The following is a 17,444-nucleotide window of genomic DNA, read 5'->3' on the forward strand; positions in this document are numbered from 1 at the left end:
CACGCTCAATTCACCCATAGAACAGAGTCTGCCAGATTTGCACCCTCTGCCCGATGATCCTCCGGTGGAAAGCCGGTTGCACGTCCTGCGAGCTACGAGCGCGCGTGGGACGCTGGGACGGCTGGGGCGGTGGCCGTCGCGCCGGGGCCGGGGCCGGCGGCTGTCGAGCCGCGTACGACCAGTTCCGGCATGAAGACGAACTCGCTGTGCGGGGCGGGTGTGCCGCCGATCTCCTCGAGCAGCGTGCGGACCGCGGCCTGGCCCATCGCCGTCACCGGCTGCCGGATCGTCGTCAGCGGCGGATCGGTGAACGCTATGAGCGGCGAGTCGTCGTAGCCGACCACCGAAAGGTCGCGCGGCACCTCCCGGGAGAGCCGGCGGGCGGCGCGGATCGCGCCCAGCGCCATCATGTCGCTCGCGCACACCACCGCCGTGCAGCCGCGCTCCATGAGCGCCGAGGCGGCGGCCTGCCCGCCCTCCAGTGTGTACAGGGAGTGCTGGATCAGCTCTTCCACCTCGTCAGCGGTCAGGTTCAACTGCTCGCGCATCGTGGCGTGGAAGCCCTCGATCTTGCGGAGTACGGGGACGAAGCGCTTCGGGCCGACCGCGAGGCCGATCCGGGTGTGGCCGAGGGAGACCAGGTGGGTCACCGCGAGCCGCATGGCGGCCCGGTCGTCCGGCGAGATGAACGGCGCCTGCACCTTGGGAGAGAAACCGTTGACGAGGACGAAGGGAACGCCCTGGGCTCGCAGTTGTTCGTAGCGCTGCATGTCGGCCGAGGTGTCGGCGTGCAGTCCGGAGACGAAGATGATGCCGGAGACGCCCCGGTCGACCAGCATCTCCGTGAGCTCGTCCTCGGTGGACCCGCCCGGCGTCTGGGTTGCCAGCACCGGGGTGTAGCCCTGGCGCGTCAGAGCCTGGCCGATGACCTGGGCGAGCGCCGGGAAGATGGGGTTCTCCAGCTCGGGCGTGATCAGGCCGACCAGGCCCGCGCTGCGCCGGCGCAGCCGTACGGGACGTTCGTAGCCGAGCACGTCGAGCGCCGCGAGGACGGATTCGCGGGTGGTCGCGGCAACACCGGGTTTGCCGTTCAGTACGCGGCTGACCGTCGCTTCGCTGACCCCCGCCTGAGCTGCGATATCGGCAAGCCGTGCGGTCATGGGACTGGACTGTACCGGGCGGGGGTCGGATTGCCCACCATGCGCAGGAATCGGGCGAGAGCGCCCCCTGACGGCCGTGCGGACGGGTCCGCAGAGGGCCGGGGGAGCGGTCCGGCAGCAACGTCTTGCAAGGTCTTGCGGGACGGGTTTGCGGGGTGCGGTCAGATCGTCGCACTGCGGAATCGCACGTGGTTGCCCGGCCCTGCCAGGGATCAGGCGCTCCCGTCAAGAGGCTTGACGGCAACCGTGAGGACACGCGAATGTAACGATCGCCGGAGCTTGCAGAAATCTTCCGCAAACTCTTTCGGCCGTCTTTCATCCTTGTTACGTTCACGTCGACCCGGCGCCGCGACGGAGCGGTACGGCAGTTGAAGGAGTTCAGATGCGACGTGGCATAACGGCCACCGCCCTGGTCGCGGCCCTGGCGCTCGCGGCGACCGCCTGCGGCAGCGATGAAGACAGTTCCGGCAGCAACGGCACCTCCAAGGGCTCCGGCGAGCTCTCCGGCACCGTGACGTGGTGGGACACCTCCACCGCGGGCAGTGAGGACAAGGTCTTCAAGAAGATCGCCGAGGGCTTCGAGAAGGAGCACCCGAAGGTCGACGTCAAGTACGTCAACGTGCCCTTCGGTGAGGCCCAGAACAAGTTCAAGAACGCGGCCCAGTCCGGTTCCGGCGCCCCCGACGTGATCCGCTCCGAGGTCGCCTGGACGCCCGAGTTCGCGGACCTCGGCTACCTCGCCCCGCTGGACGGCACCCCGGCCCTGGTCAAGCAGGACGACTTCCTGAAGCAGGCCGCCGCGTCCACCAAGTACAAGGACAAGACGTACGCGGTGCCGCAGGTCATCGACTCCATGGGCATCTTCTACAACAAGAAGATGTTCAAGGAGGCCGGCGTCGAGGTTCCGAAGTCGATCGACGAGCTGAAGACCGTCTCGAAGAAGATCAAGGAAAAGACCGGCAAGACCGGCTTCTACCTGCGCGGCGACGACGCGTACTGGTTCCTGTCCTTCCTGTACGGCGAGGGCGGCGACATGGTCAACGCCGCCGACAAGTCCGTCACGATCGACAACGAGGCCGGCGTCAAGGCCATGAAGGTCGTCAAGGACCTGGTCGACTCCGGTGCCGCGAAGACCGACGCGACGGACGGCTGGGAGAACATGCAGTCGTCCTTCAAGGACGGCAATGTGGCGATGATGATCAACGGCCCGTGGGCCGTCGCCGACACGTTCGCCGGCAAGGAGTTCAAGGACAAGACGAACCTCGGCGTCGCCCCGGTCCCGGCCGGCTCCGCCGCGCAGGGCGCCCCGCAGGGCGGTCACAACCTGGCCGTCTACGCCGGTTCGAAGAACCTCGACGCCTCCTACGCCTTCGTCGACTACATGACCTCCGTCAAGACGCAGGCCCAGGTCACCAAGGAGCTCAACCTCCTGCCGACCCGCACCTCCGCCTACGCCCAGGAGGCCGTCGTCGACAACGAGATCGTCGGCTTCTTCAAGCCGGTCGTCGAGAGCGCCGTCGAGCGCCCCTGGATCCCGGAGACCGGCAGCCTCTTCGCCCCGCTCGTCACCGAGTACACCAAGGTCCTCACCGGCCAGACCTCCCCGGAGAAGGCCGTCAAGACGACCGGCGATTCCTACCGCAAGCTCCTCAAGGGCTGGAAGTAACTCAGGAAGGCAGGCCGACTGATGGCTGTCCACACCAGCCAGTCGGTGGCGAAGGCCGCGGGCGACGTCGTCGCCCGCGGCCGGAGCCGCGGTACTGGTAACCCCCCGCCTCCGAGCAGGCTCCGGCGGGCCCTGTCGACGCACTGGTACGCCTGGACGATGGTGGCCCCGGTCGTCGTCGTGATCGGCGTGATCATCGGTTATCCGCTGGTCCGCGGCATCTACCTGTCGCTGACCGACGCCAACGAGCGCAACGTCGCGCGGTCCATCGGTGTCAACCACATGCCCGCCACGTACGAGTTCGTGGGCCTGGACAACTACACCGACGCGCTCACCGGCGACCAGTTCCTCGGCACGCTCGGGTGGACCCTGGTGTGGACGGTCTCCTGTGTGGCCATCACCTTCGCCCTCGGCATGGCGCTCGCGAACATCCTCAACCGCAGGATCGCCGGGCGCTCCGCCTACCGCATGGCCCTCATCCTGCCCTGGGCCATCCCCGGTTTCGTCTCCGTCTTCGCCTGGCGCTTCCTCTACAACGAGGACCGCGGGCTGCTCAACAAGATCCTCTCCGGCGGCGGCTTCGACGGCATCGCCTGGCTCAACGACCCCACCTGGGCGAAGGTCTCCGTCATCGCCGTCAACGTGTGGCTCGGTGTGCCGTTCATGATGGTCGCCCTCCTCGGCGGCCTGCAGTCCATCCCCAGCGAGCACTACGAGGCCGCCGAGATGGACGGCGCCACCGCCTGGCAGCGCTTCCGTCACATCACGCTGCCCGGACTGCGGCCGGTCTCCACGACCGTGATCCTGCTCTCCACCATCTGGACCTTCAACATGTTCCCGGTGATCTTCCTGCTGACCCGCGGCGGACCCGGTGACGCCACCCAGATCCTGGTGACGCAGGCGTACAAGTTCTCCTTCGAGATCAGCCCGCGCGACTTCGCGCAGTCCTCCACGTGGGGCGTCCTGATCCTCGTACTCCTGCTGCTCTTCGCCGCCGTCTACCGGCGAGTCCTCCGCACCCAGGGAGACGACTGGTGACCACCGCACCCACCCCCACCGCGCGGCACTCCGCGACCAAGGTCCGGCTGCGCGGCGAGCGTTCCCCGCTGGCGTCCACCGCACTGCACCTGACGCTGATCCTCGCGTCCGTGATCGCGGTCTTCCCCGTGCTGTGGGTCCTGCTCACCTCGCTGAAGCCCGCCGAGTTCGCGACCACCACGGACTTCTTCAAAGAGACGACCTTCGAGAACTACACGAACCTGCTCCAGAACACGAAGTTCCTGACCTGGTTCGGCAACTCGGTGGTCGTCGCCGGGCTCACCACGCTCCTCGGAGTGATCGTCTCCGCCTCCACCGGCTACGCCGTCAGCCGCTTCCGCTTCCCCGGCAAGCGCGGACTGATGTGGACGCTGCTGATCACCCAGATGTTCCCGGTCGCCGTCCTCATCGTGCCGATCTACAACATCATGGCCGGTATGGGGCTGCTGAATAAGCCGGCCGGTCTCGTCATCACCTACCTCACCATCTCGGTGCCGTTCTGCGCCTGGATGATGAAGGGCTTCTTCGACACCATCCCGCGCGAGATCGACGAGTCGGGCCAGGTCGACGGCCTCACCCCGTTCGGCACGTTCTGGCGGCTCATCCTGCCGCTGGCCAAGCCCGGCCTTGCCGTGACCGCGTTCTACTCCTTCATCACCGCCTGGGGCGAGGTGGCGTACGCCTCCGCGTTCATGGTCGGCGAGGACAACCTGACGCTCGCGGGCGGACTCCAGCTGTTCGTCAACCAGTACGGGGCCCAGTGGGGTCCGATGACCGCCGCGTCCGTGCTCATCGCGATACCCGCGGCCCTGGTCTTCCTGTTCGCGCAGAAGCACCTCGTCACCGGCATGTCCGCCGGAGCCGTCAAGGGCTGAGCCGGGAGGCACGGCCGTACGACCCGCACGCACCAGTCACGGTGGCGCCGGCATCCCGACCCGGTCCCGGCGCCACTCCCCACCAGACACCCAGGGACGACATGACCCAGCACCTCGCTGCCCCCTCCACCGGCACGTCCGACGACGCCCCGGGCCACCGCACCGGCTGGTGGCAGGACGCGGTGATCTACCAGGTCTATCCGCGCAGCTTCGCCGACGGCAACGGCGACGGCATGGGCGACCTCGCAGGCGTCACCGCCCGGCTCCCGTACCTCAAGGACCTCGGCGTCGACGCGGTGTGGCTCAGCCCCTTCTACGCCTCCCCGCAGGCCGACGCGGGCTACGACGTCGCCGACTACCGGGCCATCGACCCCATGTTCGGCACCCTGCTGGACGCCGACGCCCTGATCCGGGACGCCCACGCGCTGGGCCTCCGCATCATCGTCGACCTGGTGCCCAACCACTCCTCCGACCAGCACGAGTGGTTCAAGCGCGCCCTGGCCGAGGGCCCCGGCTCCGCACTGCGCGAGCGCTACCATTTCCGCCCCGGCAAGGGCGCGAACGGCGAACTCCCGCCCAACGACTGGGAGTCCATCTTCGGCGGCCCGGCCTGGACCCGGACCACCGACGCGGACGGCACGCCCGGCGAGTGGTACCTCCACCTCTTCGCGCCCGAGCAGCCCGACTTCAACTGGGAACACCCGGCCGTCGCCGACGAGTTCCGCTCGATCCTGCGCTTCTGGCTCGACATGGGCGTCGACGGCTTCCGGGTCGACGTCGCGCACGGTCTCGTCAAGGCCGAGGGGCTGCCCGACCTGGGCGCGCACGACCAGCTGAAGCTGCTCGGAAACGATGTCATGCCGTTCTTCGACCAGGACGGTGTGCACGAGATCTACCGCAGCTGGCGCACCATCCTCGACGAGTACCCGGATGCGATGGGGCCCGAAGGGCCTTCCTCGGAAGGGCGGCGGCGGGTGACGGGTGGGCGCATCGCGGTGGCCGAGGCATGGACCCCGACCGTCGAGCGCACCGCGAACTACGTGCGTCCCGACGAGATGCACCAGGCCTTCAACTTCCAGTACCTGGCGACCGCCTGGGACGCCGCCGAGCTGCGCGCCGTCATCGACACCTCGCTGAACGCCATGCGTCCGGTCGGCGCCCCCACCACCTGGGTGCTCTCCAACCACGACGTGACCCGGCACGCCACCCGCTTCGCCAACCCGGCGGGCCTCGGCACCCAGATCCGGACCGCGGGCGACCGCGAGCTGGGCCTGCGCCGGGCCCGCGCGGCCAGCCTGCTCATGCTGGCGCTGCCCGGCTCCGCCTACGTCTACCAGGGCGAGGAGCTCGGCCTGCCCGACGTCACCGACCTGCCCGACGAGGCCCGCCAGGACCCGTCGTTCTTCCGCGCCGAGGGCCAGGACGGCTTCCGCGACGGCTGCCGGGTCCCGATCCCGTGGACCCGCGAGGGCAGCAGTTACGGCTTCGGCGACGGCGGAAGCTGGCTGCCGCAGCCCGCCGGCTGGGGCGAGCTGAGCATCGAGGCCCAGAACGGCACGGCCGGCTCCACCCTGGAGCTGTACCGGGCCGCGATCGCCGCCCGCCGGGCGCACCCCGGGCTCGGCGCCGGCACCGAGGTGGAGTGGCTGGACGCCCCTGAGGGACTCCTGGTCTTCGCCCGCCCCGGCTTCGTCTGCACCGTCAACACGACGGGCGCCCCGGTCCGCATCCCCGTACGCGGCACCGTCCTGCTGTCCAGCACCCCGGTCGTCGCCGACGGCGCCGAGATCGAGCTGCCCGCGGACACCACGGTGTGGTGGACGGTGTGACCGTCCCCCCGCCCAGGACCGGCAGCGCGCTGAGGCTCTCGGACATCGCCGGGCAGGCCGCGGTCAGCGAGGCGACCGTCAGCCGGGTGCTCAACGGCAAGCCGGGCGTCGCGGACACCACGCGTCAGCGGGTGCTCGCGGCGCTCGACATCCTCGGCTACGAACGCCCCGTGCGGCTGCGGCAGCGCAGCGCCGGGCTGATCGGACTGGTGACGCCCGAGCTCACCAACCCGATCTTCCCGGCGTTCGCGCAGTCCGTCGAGCAGGTCCTGGCGGGCCATGGCTACACCCCGGTGCTCTGCACCCAGCTGCCCGGCGGCGCCACCGAGGACGAGCTCGTCGAGCAGCTCGTCGAACGGGGCGTCGGCGGCATCGTGTTCCTCTCCGGACTGCACGCCGACACCTCGGCCGACCCCGCGCGCTATGCCGCGCTGACCGACCGCGGCGTGCCGTTCGTGCTGATCAACGGCTACAACGAGCGGATCAGCGCCCCGTTCGTCTCGCCCGATGACAACGCTGCCGTGCGGATGGCCGTGGGCCACCTCGCCGAACTCGGCCACCGCCGGGTCGGTCTGGCCATCGGACCGCAGCGCTATGTGCCCTCCCGCCGCAAGCGGGACGGGTTCGTGGACGCCGCGGTCTCGTTGCTGGGTCTGGGCCGCGCCGACGCCGAGAGTCTGGTCTGCTCCACGCTGTTCAGCGTCGAGGGCGGACAGGTGGCGGCCGGCGCGCTGCTGGACCAGGGATGCACGGGCATCGTCTGCGGCAGCGACCTGATGGCGCTGGGCGTGGTGCGCGCCGCCCGGGACCGCGGCCTTCACGTGCCGCGTGACGTGTCCGTGGTCGGCTTCGACGACTCGCAGCTCATCGCCTTCACCGACCCGCCGCTGACGACGGTGCGCCAGCCCGTGCAGGCCATGGCGGCGGCGGCGGTGGGCGCGCTGCTGGAGGAGATCGGCGGCAGTCCCGTACAGCGCACGGAGTACGTGTTCCAGCCGGAGCTGGTCGTACGGGGATCCACGGCGGCGCTCCGCGGCGCCTGAACGAGCCGGGGAATGAACGAGCCGGGGAGCGGGGCCGCGTCCGGAGGGGGACGCGGCCCCGTTGTTCCGTACCCTCAGCCCTGCCCGTCGCCCTCCTTGAAGAGCCGCACGGTGCTGAGGATCTTGCGGATGGTGGTGTCGGGCACCTCGTCCGGCACCCCGTGCGCCCCGATGTACGTCCACGACACGAACTTGCCGTCCGCGTTCTTGAAGGCGAACGTCACCGCCTTGCCGGCGCTGTCGCACTTGCCCGTCTTCGGCGTCCCGGAAGAGGTGACCGTCACCAGACTGCCCTGGATCCCCGACTTCGTGCGGTACGACTCCGGCTCACCGATCGTCAGACGGGTGCTGTCGGGCTGCGTGTAGGCACCGTAGACCCAGGTCCTCGCCGTCTCCTCGGCGGCCTCGGCGGCGCTCGTCGCGCCCTTCTCCCCGGTGGTGCCCGTGGAGGCGAGCGAGGTGTTCTCCTTGTTGCCGTCCTTGTCGTCGTCGGACGTGCACCACTTCTCCTTGAGGACCGCGGGCGCCATCATCGCGACCAGCGGCTTCTCCTCGGGGTCGCCGTCCTTCGCGACGTAGCTGACCCAGCTCGCGGACTGCCGTGCCCAGGAGGCGGGCACGTCGAACGTGATGCCGCGCTTGGCGTTGACCACCGTGTTCCAGCCGGGGACGAGCGGGCCCGAGCCGCCGGCCGCCGACCGGGCGGTGCCGCCGGGGCTCGCCGCCGCGGTGGCCGAGGACTTCGCGCCGGCCCGGTCCTTCCCGTCGTCGGCGCCGCCGTCGTCGCGGAGCACGAGGAAGCCCGTCACCCCGCAGGCCACGACCACGGCCGCGGAAGCGGCCACGGCGGTGAGCGCGGTCCGGTTGCGAGGGCGGCGGGGCGGTTCGGGAGCCGAACTGACGTAGGTGTCCTGCTGGTTCGGCTGTCCGGGGGGCGACTGCTGTCCTTGCCACATGGGTGATCACTCTAATCGGCCCCGTCGGGCCGTAGGCGGAGCCCGCCGTGTACGTCAGTCCAGCAGCGCGGAGGCCTGCTCACGAGCCTCGCGCAGCCAGGACGCGCGGGTCTCGTCGGAGGAGTCGGAGACCGTACGGAAGACGAACCGGCGCACGTCGCTCACTCCCACGTACGGCAGGACGCATGCCGACCAGATCCTGTCCAGGGGGTCGCCGAACTCGCTCGTCTCCCGCGTGGCGGGGGTGTCGGAGGTGTTCAGGACGAGGGCCCGGCCGGCCTTCAGCAGCGCCTGCGGCTCTCCGTCCGAGGTGCCCAGCTTGTAGGCGACTCCCGGCACCATCACGCGCTGCACCCATCCCGTGAGGACGGCGGGCGGCATGCCCCACCAGTTGGGGTGGATGAACACCATGGCGTCGAGGGTCGCCACCTCCGCCCGGTGCGCGGCCAGTTGCCCGTCCGGGGTGTCCGCGGCGGACCGGACCGTCTCCGTCTCGCCGGCGGTCAGCCCGGGGGTGAACCCCTCCGCGCAGAGGTCGTGCGCCAGCACCTCGGAACCCCGGTCGCGGAGCTCCCGCACCACTGCGTCGAACAACGCGTGGTTGAAGCTTCCGGGCCGCGGATGGGCGAGGTAGACCCCGGTACGTGCCATGCCGATTCCCCCAAGGACGTCAAACGTGTCGTCAGCCGCGGGGAGTTGTCGAGCAACCCCCGCCCTGTGCCCATCATGACGGGTGAGGCCGCGGGCCGGGGGAGCGGCCCTCGGGCGCGCACATGAGGGGCACCGGGAGTCGACCCAGGGCGGGTCGGCGGGGAGTGTGACTCCCGGGTGCCCCTCTTGTACGTGACCGGCCCGGCCGGCCGGGCGCGTGGGGCCCGGGGTAACGGGACCCCCGGCCGGCCGGACCGGAGTCGGGAGAAACGTAACAGCGCTGCAATGTCTTGCGTAAGGCCTTGCAGGAAGAAATCTCCAGTATTTCGAGGATGTGAGCAGCTGATGTCCAAAGGGTTGACCGGAACCTGACGGGCTCGTACGGTCTCCCCGCGGCAAGGTTTGCATTCTTGCAGCAAGAACCTTCAGAAGCCTTCAGGGCAGGGCGCGTTGCCGTATGAGGCTGTGAGGCCTGCGGGATTCCTCCGAGAACCGGGCAGCCGCGCCCGGCCGGAGGGGACCCGCGAGTCTCTGCACCGTCACCCGCGTTTCCCCCACCGCAGGAGGAAAAGATGGTCCGCAGACCCCTGTCTGCCGCGCTCGCCCTCATGGCGGGCGCCGCCGCCCTCGTGGTCCCCGCCACGCACGCGCAGGCCTCCGCCCCGGGCACCAAGGACGTCACCGCCGTCCTCTTCGAGTGGAAGTTCGACTCCGTCGCCAAGGCGTGTACGGACTCCCTCGGCCCGGCCGGCTACGGCTTCGTACAGGTCTCGCCGCCCCAGGAGCACATCCAGGGCGGGCAGTGGTGGACCTCGTACCAGCCGGTCAGCTACAAGATCGCCGGACGGCTCGGCGACCGCGCCTCGTTCGCCCGCATGGTCAGCACCTGCCACAGCGCGGGCGTCAAGGTCGTGGCCGACTCCGTCATCAACCACATGTCGTCCGGCTCCGGTACGGGCACGGGCGGGTCCTCGTACAGCAAGTACGACTACCCGGGCCTCTACTCGGTCAACGACATGAACGACTGCCAGGCCAACATCACCAACTACGGTGACCGCGCCAACGTCCAGAACTGCGAACTCGTCGGGCTGGCCGACCTCGACACCGGTGAGGAGTACGTCCGCGGCAAGATCGCCGGATACCTCAACGACCTGCTGTCGCTGGGTGTCGACGGCTTCCGCGTCGACGCGGCCAAGCACATGCCCGCCGGCGACCTCGCCAACATCAAGTCCCGGCTGAGCAACTCCGGCGTCTACTGGAAGCAGGAGGCGATCTACGGCGCCGGCGAGGCCGTCTCGCCCGACGAGTACGCCGGCACCGGTGACGTCCAGGAGTTCCGCTACGCCCGCAGCCTCAAGCAGGTCTTCACAGGCGAGAACCTCGCCAATCTGAAGAACTTCGGCGAGGGCTGGGGCTTCATGTCCTCCTCGAAGGCCGCGGTCTTCGTCGACAACCACGACACCGAGCGCAACGGGGAGACGCTCAACTACAAGAACGGCGCCTCCTACACGCTCGCCAACGTCTTCATGCTGGCCTGGCCCTACGGCTCGCCCGACGTCCACTCCGGATACGAGTGGTCCGACAAGGACGCCGGTCCGCCCAGCGGCGGCACGGTGAACGCCTGCTACAGCGACGGCTGGAAGTGCCAGCACGCCTGGCGCGAGATCTCCTCCATGGTCGGCTTCCGCAACACCGCGCGCGGCGAGTCCGTCACCAACTGGTGGGACGACGGCGGCAACCGGATCGCCTTCGGCCGAGGCTCCAAGGCGTACGTCGCCATCAACCACGCGAGCTCGTCGCTGACCCGTACGTTCCAGACCTCGCTGCCCGCCGGCGACTACTGCGACATCCAGTCCGGCAAGGGCGTCACGGTCAACGGCTCCGGCCAGTTCACCGCCACACTCGCCGCCGACACCGCCCTCGCCCTCCAGACCGGCGCCCGCACCTGCACCGGCGGCGGCACCGTCCCGGCCGATCCCGGTACGGGCACCTCCGGCGCCTCCTTCGGCGTCAACGCCACCACCCAGCTCGGCCAGAACATCTACGTCACCGGCGACCAGGCCGTCCTCGGCAACTGGAACCCGGCGTCCGCGCCGAAGCTGGACCCGGCCACGTACCCCGTCTGGAAGCTCGACGTGAGCCTGCCCGCCGGTACGACGTTCGCGTACAAGTACGTCCGCAAGGACGGATACGGCAACGTCACCTGGGAGAGCGGCGCCAACCGCACCGCCACGGTGCCGTCCTCCGGCAAGGTCGCGCTGACGGCCGATGTCTGGCGGAACTGAGGTCGCTCCGTGGGCCGCGCGGTCTCCGGCCGCGCCGTGTCCTCAATCGCCGGACGGGCTGCGTCTCGCCCGTCCGGCCCCGTACCCGTACCCCTTCGAGGAGAACCCGAGTGATACGTCCGTCCCCGCGCGTGCCCGCGAGAAGAACGGCCACGGCCGTCGTCGCGGCCGCCCTGTGCGCGGCTCTCGTGCCCGCTCTGCCCGCCGGCGCCGCGGTAAGGCCGCCCGCCGCGCCGTCGGACGCGAAGCTGGCCGCGCAGCCGGCCCGCCACGACCTGACCCGCGAGCAGTTCTACTTCGTCATGCCCGACCGCTTCGCCAACGGCGACACCGGCAACGACCGGGGCGGGCTGACCGGTTCGCGGCTGGAGACCGGGTACGACCCCACCGACAAGGGGTTCTACCAGGGCGGCGACCTCAAGGGGATGACCGACCGGCTCGACTACATCAAGGATCTCGGCACCACCGCCATCTGGCTCGCCCCGATCTTCAAGAACCGCCCCGTCCAGGGCACCGGCAAGGACGCGTCGGCCGGCTACCACGGCTACTGGATCACCGACTTCACCCAGGTCGACCCGCACTTCGGCACCAACGCCGACCTGACGAAGCTGATCGCTCAGGCCCACCGCAAGGGCATGAAGGTCTTCTTCGACGTCATCACCAACCACACGGCCGACACAGTCGACTACGCCGAGAAGACCTACGGCTACAAGCCCAAGGGCGCCTACCCCTACCTCGACCGGAACGGCCGCCCCTTCGACGACGCCGCCGGCATGGCGAACACGGACGCCGGCTCGTTCCCGTACAAGCCGGTCACCACCGGCGGCAAGACGCCGTCCTGGCTCAACGACCCCACGATGTACCACAACCGCGGTGACTCGACCTACGCCGGCGAGTCCACCACGTACGGCGACTTCTCCGGGCTCGACGACCTGTGGACCGAGCGGCCCGAGGTCGTCTCCGGCATGGAGAAGATCTACGAGAAGTGGGTCCGCGACTTCGACATCGACGGCTTCCGGATCGACACCGTCAAACACGTCGACCTGGACTTCTGGACCCAGTGGGCCACCGCGCTCGACACCTACGCGGCCCGGCACGGCCGCAAGGACTTCTTCATGTTCGGCGAGGTCTACTCCGCCGACACCGCGATCACCTCGCCCTACGTCACCCAGGGGCGGCTCGACGCGACGCTCGACTTCCCTTTCCAGGAAGCGGCCCGCCAGTACGCCTCGCAGGGCGCCCCGGCCTCGAAGCTCGCCGCCGTCTTCGGCGACGACTACCGGTACACCACCGACAAGGCCAACGCCTACGAGCAGGTGACCTTCCTCGGCAACCACGACATGGGCCGCATCGGCACCTTCCTCAAGCAGGACAACCCGAAGGCCGATGACGCCGAGCTGGTCAAGCGCGCCGAACTCGCCAACGAGCTGATGTTCCTCAGCCGCGGCAACCCCGTCGTCTACTACGGCGACGAGCAGGGCTTCACGGGCGCCGGCGGCGACAAGGACGCACGGCAGACCATGTTCGCCTCCAGGACCGCGGACTACCTGGACGACGACGAGCTGGGCACGGACCGCACGCACGCCTCCGACGCGTACGACACGAGCCACCCGCTCTACCGGAACATCGCCGCCCTCTCCGAGCTGACCGCGAAGAACCCGGCGCTGCGCGACGGCGTCCAGACCGAGCGGTACGCCGAGGGCTCCGTCTACGCCTTCTCCCGTACGGACCCCGAGCGCGGCAACGAGTACGTCGTCGCCACGAACAACGGCACCGGGGCGAAGACCGTCGAGCTGGCCACCGAGTCCGCCGGCATGGACTTCCGTACGCTGTACGGCGGTTCCGGCACCGTCCGCAGTGGCGCCGACAAGAAGATCACCGTCACCGTCCCGGCGCTCTCCAGCATCGTGCTGCGCGCCGCGAAGACCCTGGCCGCCCCCGCCGCCAAGCCCTCGATCACGCTGAAGGCACCGGCCGCCGGCGCCACCGGCACCGTCGAGCTCACCGCCGACGTCGACGGCGGATCCCTCAACCGGGTCGTCTTCGCCGCCCAGACCGGCAACGGCACCTGGACCACCCTCGGCACCGCCGACCACGCCCCGTACAAGGTCACCCAGACCATCGGCTCCGCCACAGCCGCCGGAACACCGCTGCGCTACAAGGCCGTCGTCGTCGACCGCGCCGGCCGCACCGCGAGCGCGCTCGCCACCTCGGCCGCCGGACACGCGCCCGCCCCGGCGAAGCCCGTCGCCGTCGAACGCGACTACGCCGTCGTCCACTACCGGCGTGCCGACGGCGACTACGACGGCTGGCAGGCCCGCTCCGGCGACACCACCGCCGCGTTCGCCGGGCGGGACGCCTACGGCGCCTTCGCCTGGATCAAGGTGCCCGAGGGCGCGTCCGCCGTCCCGTACACCGTCGAGAAGTCCGGCACCGCCGACGGGCCGGAGCGCACCGTCGACCTCGCGAGGACCGGACAGGTCTGGATCGAACAGGGCAAGGACGGCCAGTCCGACACCGCCCCCGACGGCGCCTACCCCGCCCCGGACACCACCAAGGCCGTCCTGCACTACTACCGGGCCGACGGCGACTACGACGGCTGGGGACTGCACACCTGGACCGGCGCCAAGGAGCCCACCGACTGGTCCAAGCCGCTCCAGCCCGTGAAGGAGGACGCCACCGGCCTCACCTTCGAGGTGCCGCTCGCCGACGGGGCCACCGCGCTCAGCTACATCCTGCACCGCGGCGACGAGAAGGACCTGCCCAGCGACCAGTCGCTGGACCTGGCCACCTACGGCCACGAGGTCTGGATGCTCGGCGGCACGGCCGGCTACCTGCTCCCGCAGACCGGCGGCGTCCCCACCCCCGACCTCACCAAGGCCGAGGCGCAGTGGATCGACTCCGACACCGTCGTCTGGAAGGTCAAGGCCACCGGCGCCACCAGCCAGCAGCTCGTGTACGCACCGGGCGGCGGGATCTCCGTCGTCGACGGCGCACTGACCGACGAGGGCCAGTGGCTGCGGCTCACCCCGTCCGCGCTGACCGACGCGCAGAAGGCGAAGTACCCGCACCTGCGGGACTACCCGGCCTTCACCGTCGACGCCCGTGACCGGGACAGGGTCCGCGAGGCCCTGCGCGGCCAGCTGATCGCCACCCAGCGCGCCGCCAACGGCGCCCTGCTCGCCGCCACCGGCGTACAGAGCGCCGGTGTGCTCGACGACCTCTACGGGACGAAGGCGAGCAGCGCCTCGCTCGGCCCCGTCTTCCGTAACGGCCGCCCCACGCTGTCCGTCTGGGCGCCCACCGCCAGGACCGTCTCCCTCGAACTCGACGGGAGGACCGTCCCGATGCGGCGCGACGACCGCACCGGCCTCTGGTCCGTCACCGGAAACAGAAGCTGGAACGGCAAGCCCTACCGGTACGCCGTGAACGTCTGGGCGCCCACCGTCCAAAAGCTCGTCACCAACAAGGTCACCGACCCCTACTCCACCGCCCTGACCACCGACTCCGCCCGCAGCCTCGTAGTCGACCTCGACGACCGGGGGCTCGCGCCCAAGGGCTGGAGCTCCCTGGCCAAGCCGCCCGCCGTGCCGCTGCGCGACGCACAGATCCAGGAACTCCAGATCCGCGACTTCTCCATCGCGGACCCCACGTCCAAGCACCCCGGTGAGTACCTCGCCTTCACCGACACCCGCTCGGACGGGATGAAGCACCTCAAGGAACTCGCCGGCTCCGGCACCAACTACGTCCACCTGCTGCCCGCCTTCGACATCGGCACCATCCCCGAGAAGAAGTCCGACCAGCACAAGCCGGCCTGCGACCTGTCCGTCTACGCCCCCGACTCCGAGGAGCAGCAGGCCTGCGTGGCCAAGGCCGCCGCGAAGGACGCCTTCAACTGGGGCTACGACCCGCTGCACTACACCGTCCCCGAGGGCAGCTACGCCTCCGACCCCGACGGCACCAAGCGCACGGTCGAGTTCCGGCAGATGGTGCAGGGACTCAACGGCGCCGGACTGCGGACCGTCATGGACGTCGTCTACAACCACACCGTCGCCTCCGGCCAGGACGACAAGTCCGTCCTCGACAGGATCGTGCCCGGCTACTACCAGCGGCTCCTGGAGGACGGCACCGTCGCCACCTCCACCTGCTGCGCCAACACCGCGCCCGAGAACACCATGATGGGCAAGCTCGTCGTGGACTCCGTGGTCACCTGGGCCAAGGAGTACAAGGTCGACGGCTTCCGCTTCGACCTCATGGGACACCACCCCAAGGCCAACATCCTGGCCGTCCGCAAGGCACTCGACGCGCTGACGATCGCCAAGGACGGCGTCGACGGCAAGAACGTCATCCTGTACGGGGAGGGCTGGAACTTCGGCGAGATCGCCGACGACGCCCGCTTCGTCCAGGCCACCCAGAAGAACATGGCCGGCACCGGCATCGCCACCTTCTCCGACCGGGCCCGCGACGCCGTGCGCGGCGGCGGCCCGTTCGACGAGGACCCCGGCGTGCAGGGCTTCGCCACCGGCCTCTACACCGACCCCAACACCTCCGCCCACAACGGCACCGAGGCCGAGCAGAAGGCCCGGCTGCTCCACTACCAGGACCTGATCAAGGTCGGACTCACCGGCAACCTCGCCGACTACACCTTCACCGACAGCTCCGGCGCCACGGTCAAGGGCTCGGGCGTCGACTACAACGGAGCCCCGGCCGGCTACGCCGCCGCCCCCGGTGACGCGCTGGCCTACGCCGACGCCCACGACAACGAGACCCTGTACGACGCCCTCGCCTTCAAGCTCCCGGCAGGCACCTCGGCGGCCGACCGGGCCCGCATGCAGGTCCTCGCCATGGCGACGGCCACCCTCTCCCAGGGCCCCTCGCTCTCCCAGGCCGGCACCGACCTGCTGCGCTCCAAGTCGCTGGACCGCAACTCCTTCGACAGCGGCGACTGGTTCAACGCCCTGCACTGGGACTGCCGTGCCGGCAACGGCTTCGGCCGCGGACTGCCGCCCGCCGCGGACAACAAGGCCAAGTGGTCCTACGCCAGGCCGCTGCTCGCCAACGCGGCGATCAGCCCCGGCTGCGCGCAGATCGACGGCGCCTCGGCCGCGTACCAGGACCTGCTCACCATCCGTGCCACGGAGAAGGACTTCGACCTCTCCACCGCGGGACAGGTGCAGTCCACGCTCTCCTTCCCGCTCTCCGGCAGGGACGAGACGCCCGGTGTGATCACGATGCGGCTCGGCAAGCTGGTGGTCGTCCTCAACGCGGCCCCCGGCGCCACCACCCAGAAGATCGCCGCCCTGGCCGGAAAGGACTACGCCCTGCACCCTGTCCAGGCGGCGGGCGGGGACCTCACCGTCAAGCGGTCGGCGTACGAGAGGGAATCCGGAAGCTTCACCGTTCCGGGACGCACGGTGGCGGTGTTCTCGCTGCGCTGACCCGCAAGGGCCACCTGGGTCCCGGCCCCCGCGTGCGCGCGGGGGCCGGGACCGGCCCACATAGTGAATCGCTGTTGTGCGCTCTCACCGGTCCGGGGAAAGCTGGGCGGCGTCCGTCGCCCGTACCCCCTCCTGGAGGCCACCATGCCGCAGATCACCGTCGACTACTCCGCCGAACTCGACGACGTCTTCGACCGTCCCGCCTTCGCCCTGGCGCTGCACCCACTGGTCGCCGAGGCCGTCAACACCAAGATCGCCGCCTGCAAGACCCGCTTCCGGCGGGCCGAGGAGACCGTGGTGGCGGACGCCCCGGGCGGGGACGCGCTCGTGCACGTGGACATCTCGCTGCTGGCCGGCCGCACCCCGGAGGCAAAGGCCGGGCTCGCCGAGTCCGTCCTGGAACTGCTGACCGGCCATCTCCGCACGGTCACCGGGACGGCCCTGCACCTCTCCGTCGAGACACGGGACCTCGACGCCTCCTACCGCAAGGCCTGAAGGAAACA

The 17,444-nt window shown here is 70.0% G+C and carries 11 protein-coding genes; 8 read left to right on the plus strand and 3 right to left on the minus strand.

All coding sequences use genetic code 11. The annotated features are described in order from the left end of the window. Positions 1-92: 92 nt before the first annotated feature. Positions 93-1,160 carry a LacI family DNA-binding transcriptional regulator gene (locus tag ABTX18_RS07310; RefSeq protein ID WP_352121747.1) on the minus strand — a complete coding sequence of 356 codons (1,068 nt, stop codon included), beginning with the start codon at positions 1,158-1,160 and terminating at the stop codon, positions 93-95. 382 nt (positions 1,161-1,542) lie between these two features. Here ABTX18_RS07310 and ABTX18_RS07315 point away from each other — a divergent pair, with 382 nt between their 5' ends. The 5 genes from ABTX18_RS07315 to ABTX18_RS07335 all read left to right on the plus strand — a co-directional run bounded on the left by ABTX18_RS07315 (position 1,543) and on the right by ABTX18_RS07335 (position 7,611). After that, positions 1,543-2,826 (plus strand): extracellular solute-binding protein, encoded by a 1,284-nt coding sequence (locus ABTX18_RS07315; RefSeq protein ID WP_352121748.1) that lies wholly within the window; start codon positions 1,543-1,545, stop codon positions 2,824-2,826. A 21-nt stretch (positions 2,827-2,847) separates the two neighbouring features. Beyond that, on the plus strand, positions 2,848-3,864 hold the full coding sequence (locus ABTX18_RS07320) for a carbohydrate ABC transporter permease (RefSeq protein ID WP_352121749.1): 1,017 nt from the start codon (positions 2,848-2,850) through the stop codon (positions 3,862-3,864). After that, complete coding sequence (locus ABTX18_RS07325) at positions 3,861-4,739, plus strand: sugar ABC transporter permease (RefSeq protein WP_352121750.1); 879 nt, start codon at positions 3,861-3,863, stop codon at positions 4,737-4,739. The genes ABTX18_RS07320 and ABTX18_RS07325 overlap by 4 nt, the downstream gene beginning before the upstream one ends. A gap of 101 nt (positions 4,740-4,840) precedes the next feature. Beyond that, positions 4,841-6,568 carry a glycoside hydrolase family 13 protein gene (locus ABTX18_RS07330; protein WP_352121751.1) on the plus strand — a complete coding sequence of 576 codons (1,728 nt, stop codon included), beginning with the start codon at positions 4,841-4,843 and terminating at the stop codon, positions 6,566-6,568. Beyond that, complete coding sequence (locus ABTX18_RS07335; protein WP_352121752.1) at positions 6,553-7,611, plus strand: LacI family DNA-binding transcriptional regulator; 1,059 nt, start codon at positions 6,553-6,555, stop codon at positions 7,609-7,611. Before ABTX18_RS07330 ends, ABTX18_RS07335 begins: the two co-directional genes overlap by 16 nt. 74 nt (positions 7,612-7,685) lie before the next feature. On the opposite strand, the gene ABTX18_RS07340 is transcribed toward ABTX18_RS07335, so the two are convergent. Both ABTX18_RS07340 and ABTX18_RS07345 read right to left on the minus strand, forming a co-directional pair. Then, positions 7,686-8,567, minus strand: a complete 882-nt coding sequence (locus tag ABTX18_RS07340; RefSeq protein WP_352121753.1) for a DUF8017 domain-containing protein — start codon at positions 8,565-8,567, stop codon at positions 7,686-7,688. A 54-nt stretch (positions 8,568-8,621) separates the two neighbouring features. Next, positions 8,622-9,218, minus strand: coding sequence for an NAD(P)H-dependent oxidoreductase (locus ABTX18_RS07345; protein ID WP_352121754.1), 597 nt, complete (start codon positions 9,216-9,218; stop codon positions 8,622-8,624). A 572-nt stretch (positions 9,219-9,790) separates the two neighbouring features. Here ABTX18_RS07345 and ABTX18_RS07350 point away from each other — a divergent pair. The 3 genes from ABTX18_RS07350 (at position 9,791) to ABTX18_RS07360 (ending at position 17,436) form a co-directional block, all read left to right on the plus strand. Continuing rightward, entirely contained in the window at positions 9,791-11,503 is a 1,713-nt protein-coding gene (locus ABTX18_RS07350) for a carbohydrate-binding module family 20 domain-containing protein (RefSeq protein WP_352121755.1), read from the plus strand. Positions 11,504-11,613: 110 nt separating this feature from the next. Further along, entirely contained in the window at positions 11,614-16,941 is a 5,328-nt protein-coding gene (gene pulA / locus ABTX18_RS07355; protein ID WP_352121756.1) for a pullulanase-type alpha-1,6-glucosidase, read from the plus strand. Between the two features lie 144 nt (positions 16,942-17,085). Further along, a complete protein-coding gene (locus ABTX18_RS07360; RefSeq protein ID WP_352121757.1) occupies positions 17,086-17,436 on the plus strand; it encodes a 5-carboxymethyl-2-hydroxymuconate Delta-isomerase in 351 nt (116 codons plus the stop codon). The last annotated feature ends 8 nt before the right edge of the window (positions 17,437-17,444 follow it).

It is taken from the genome of Streptomyces sp. NPDC096323 (assembly GCF_040302845.1).
GTDB lineage: Bacteria > Actinomycetota > Actinomycetes > Streptomycetales > Streptomycetaceae > Streptomyces.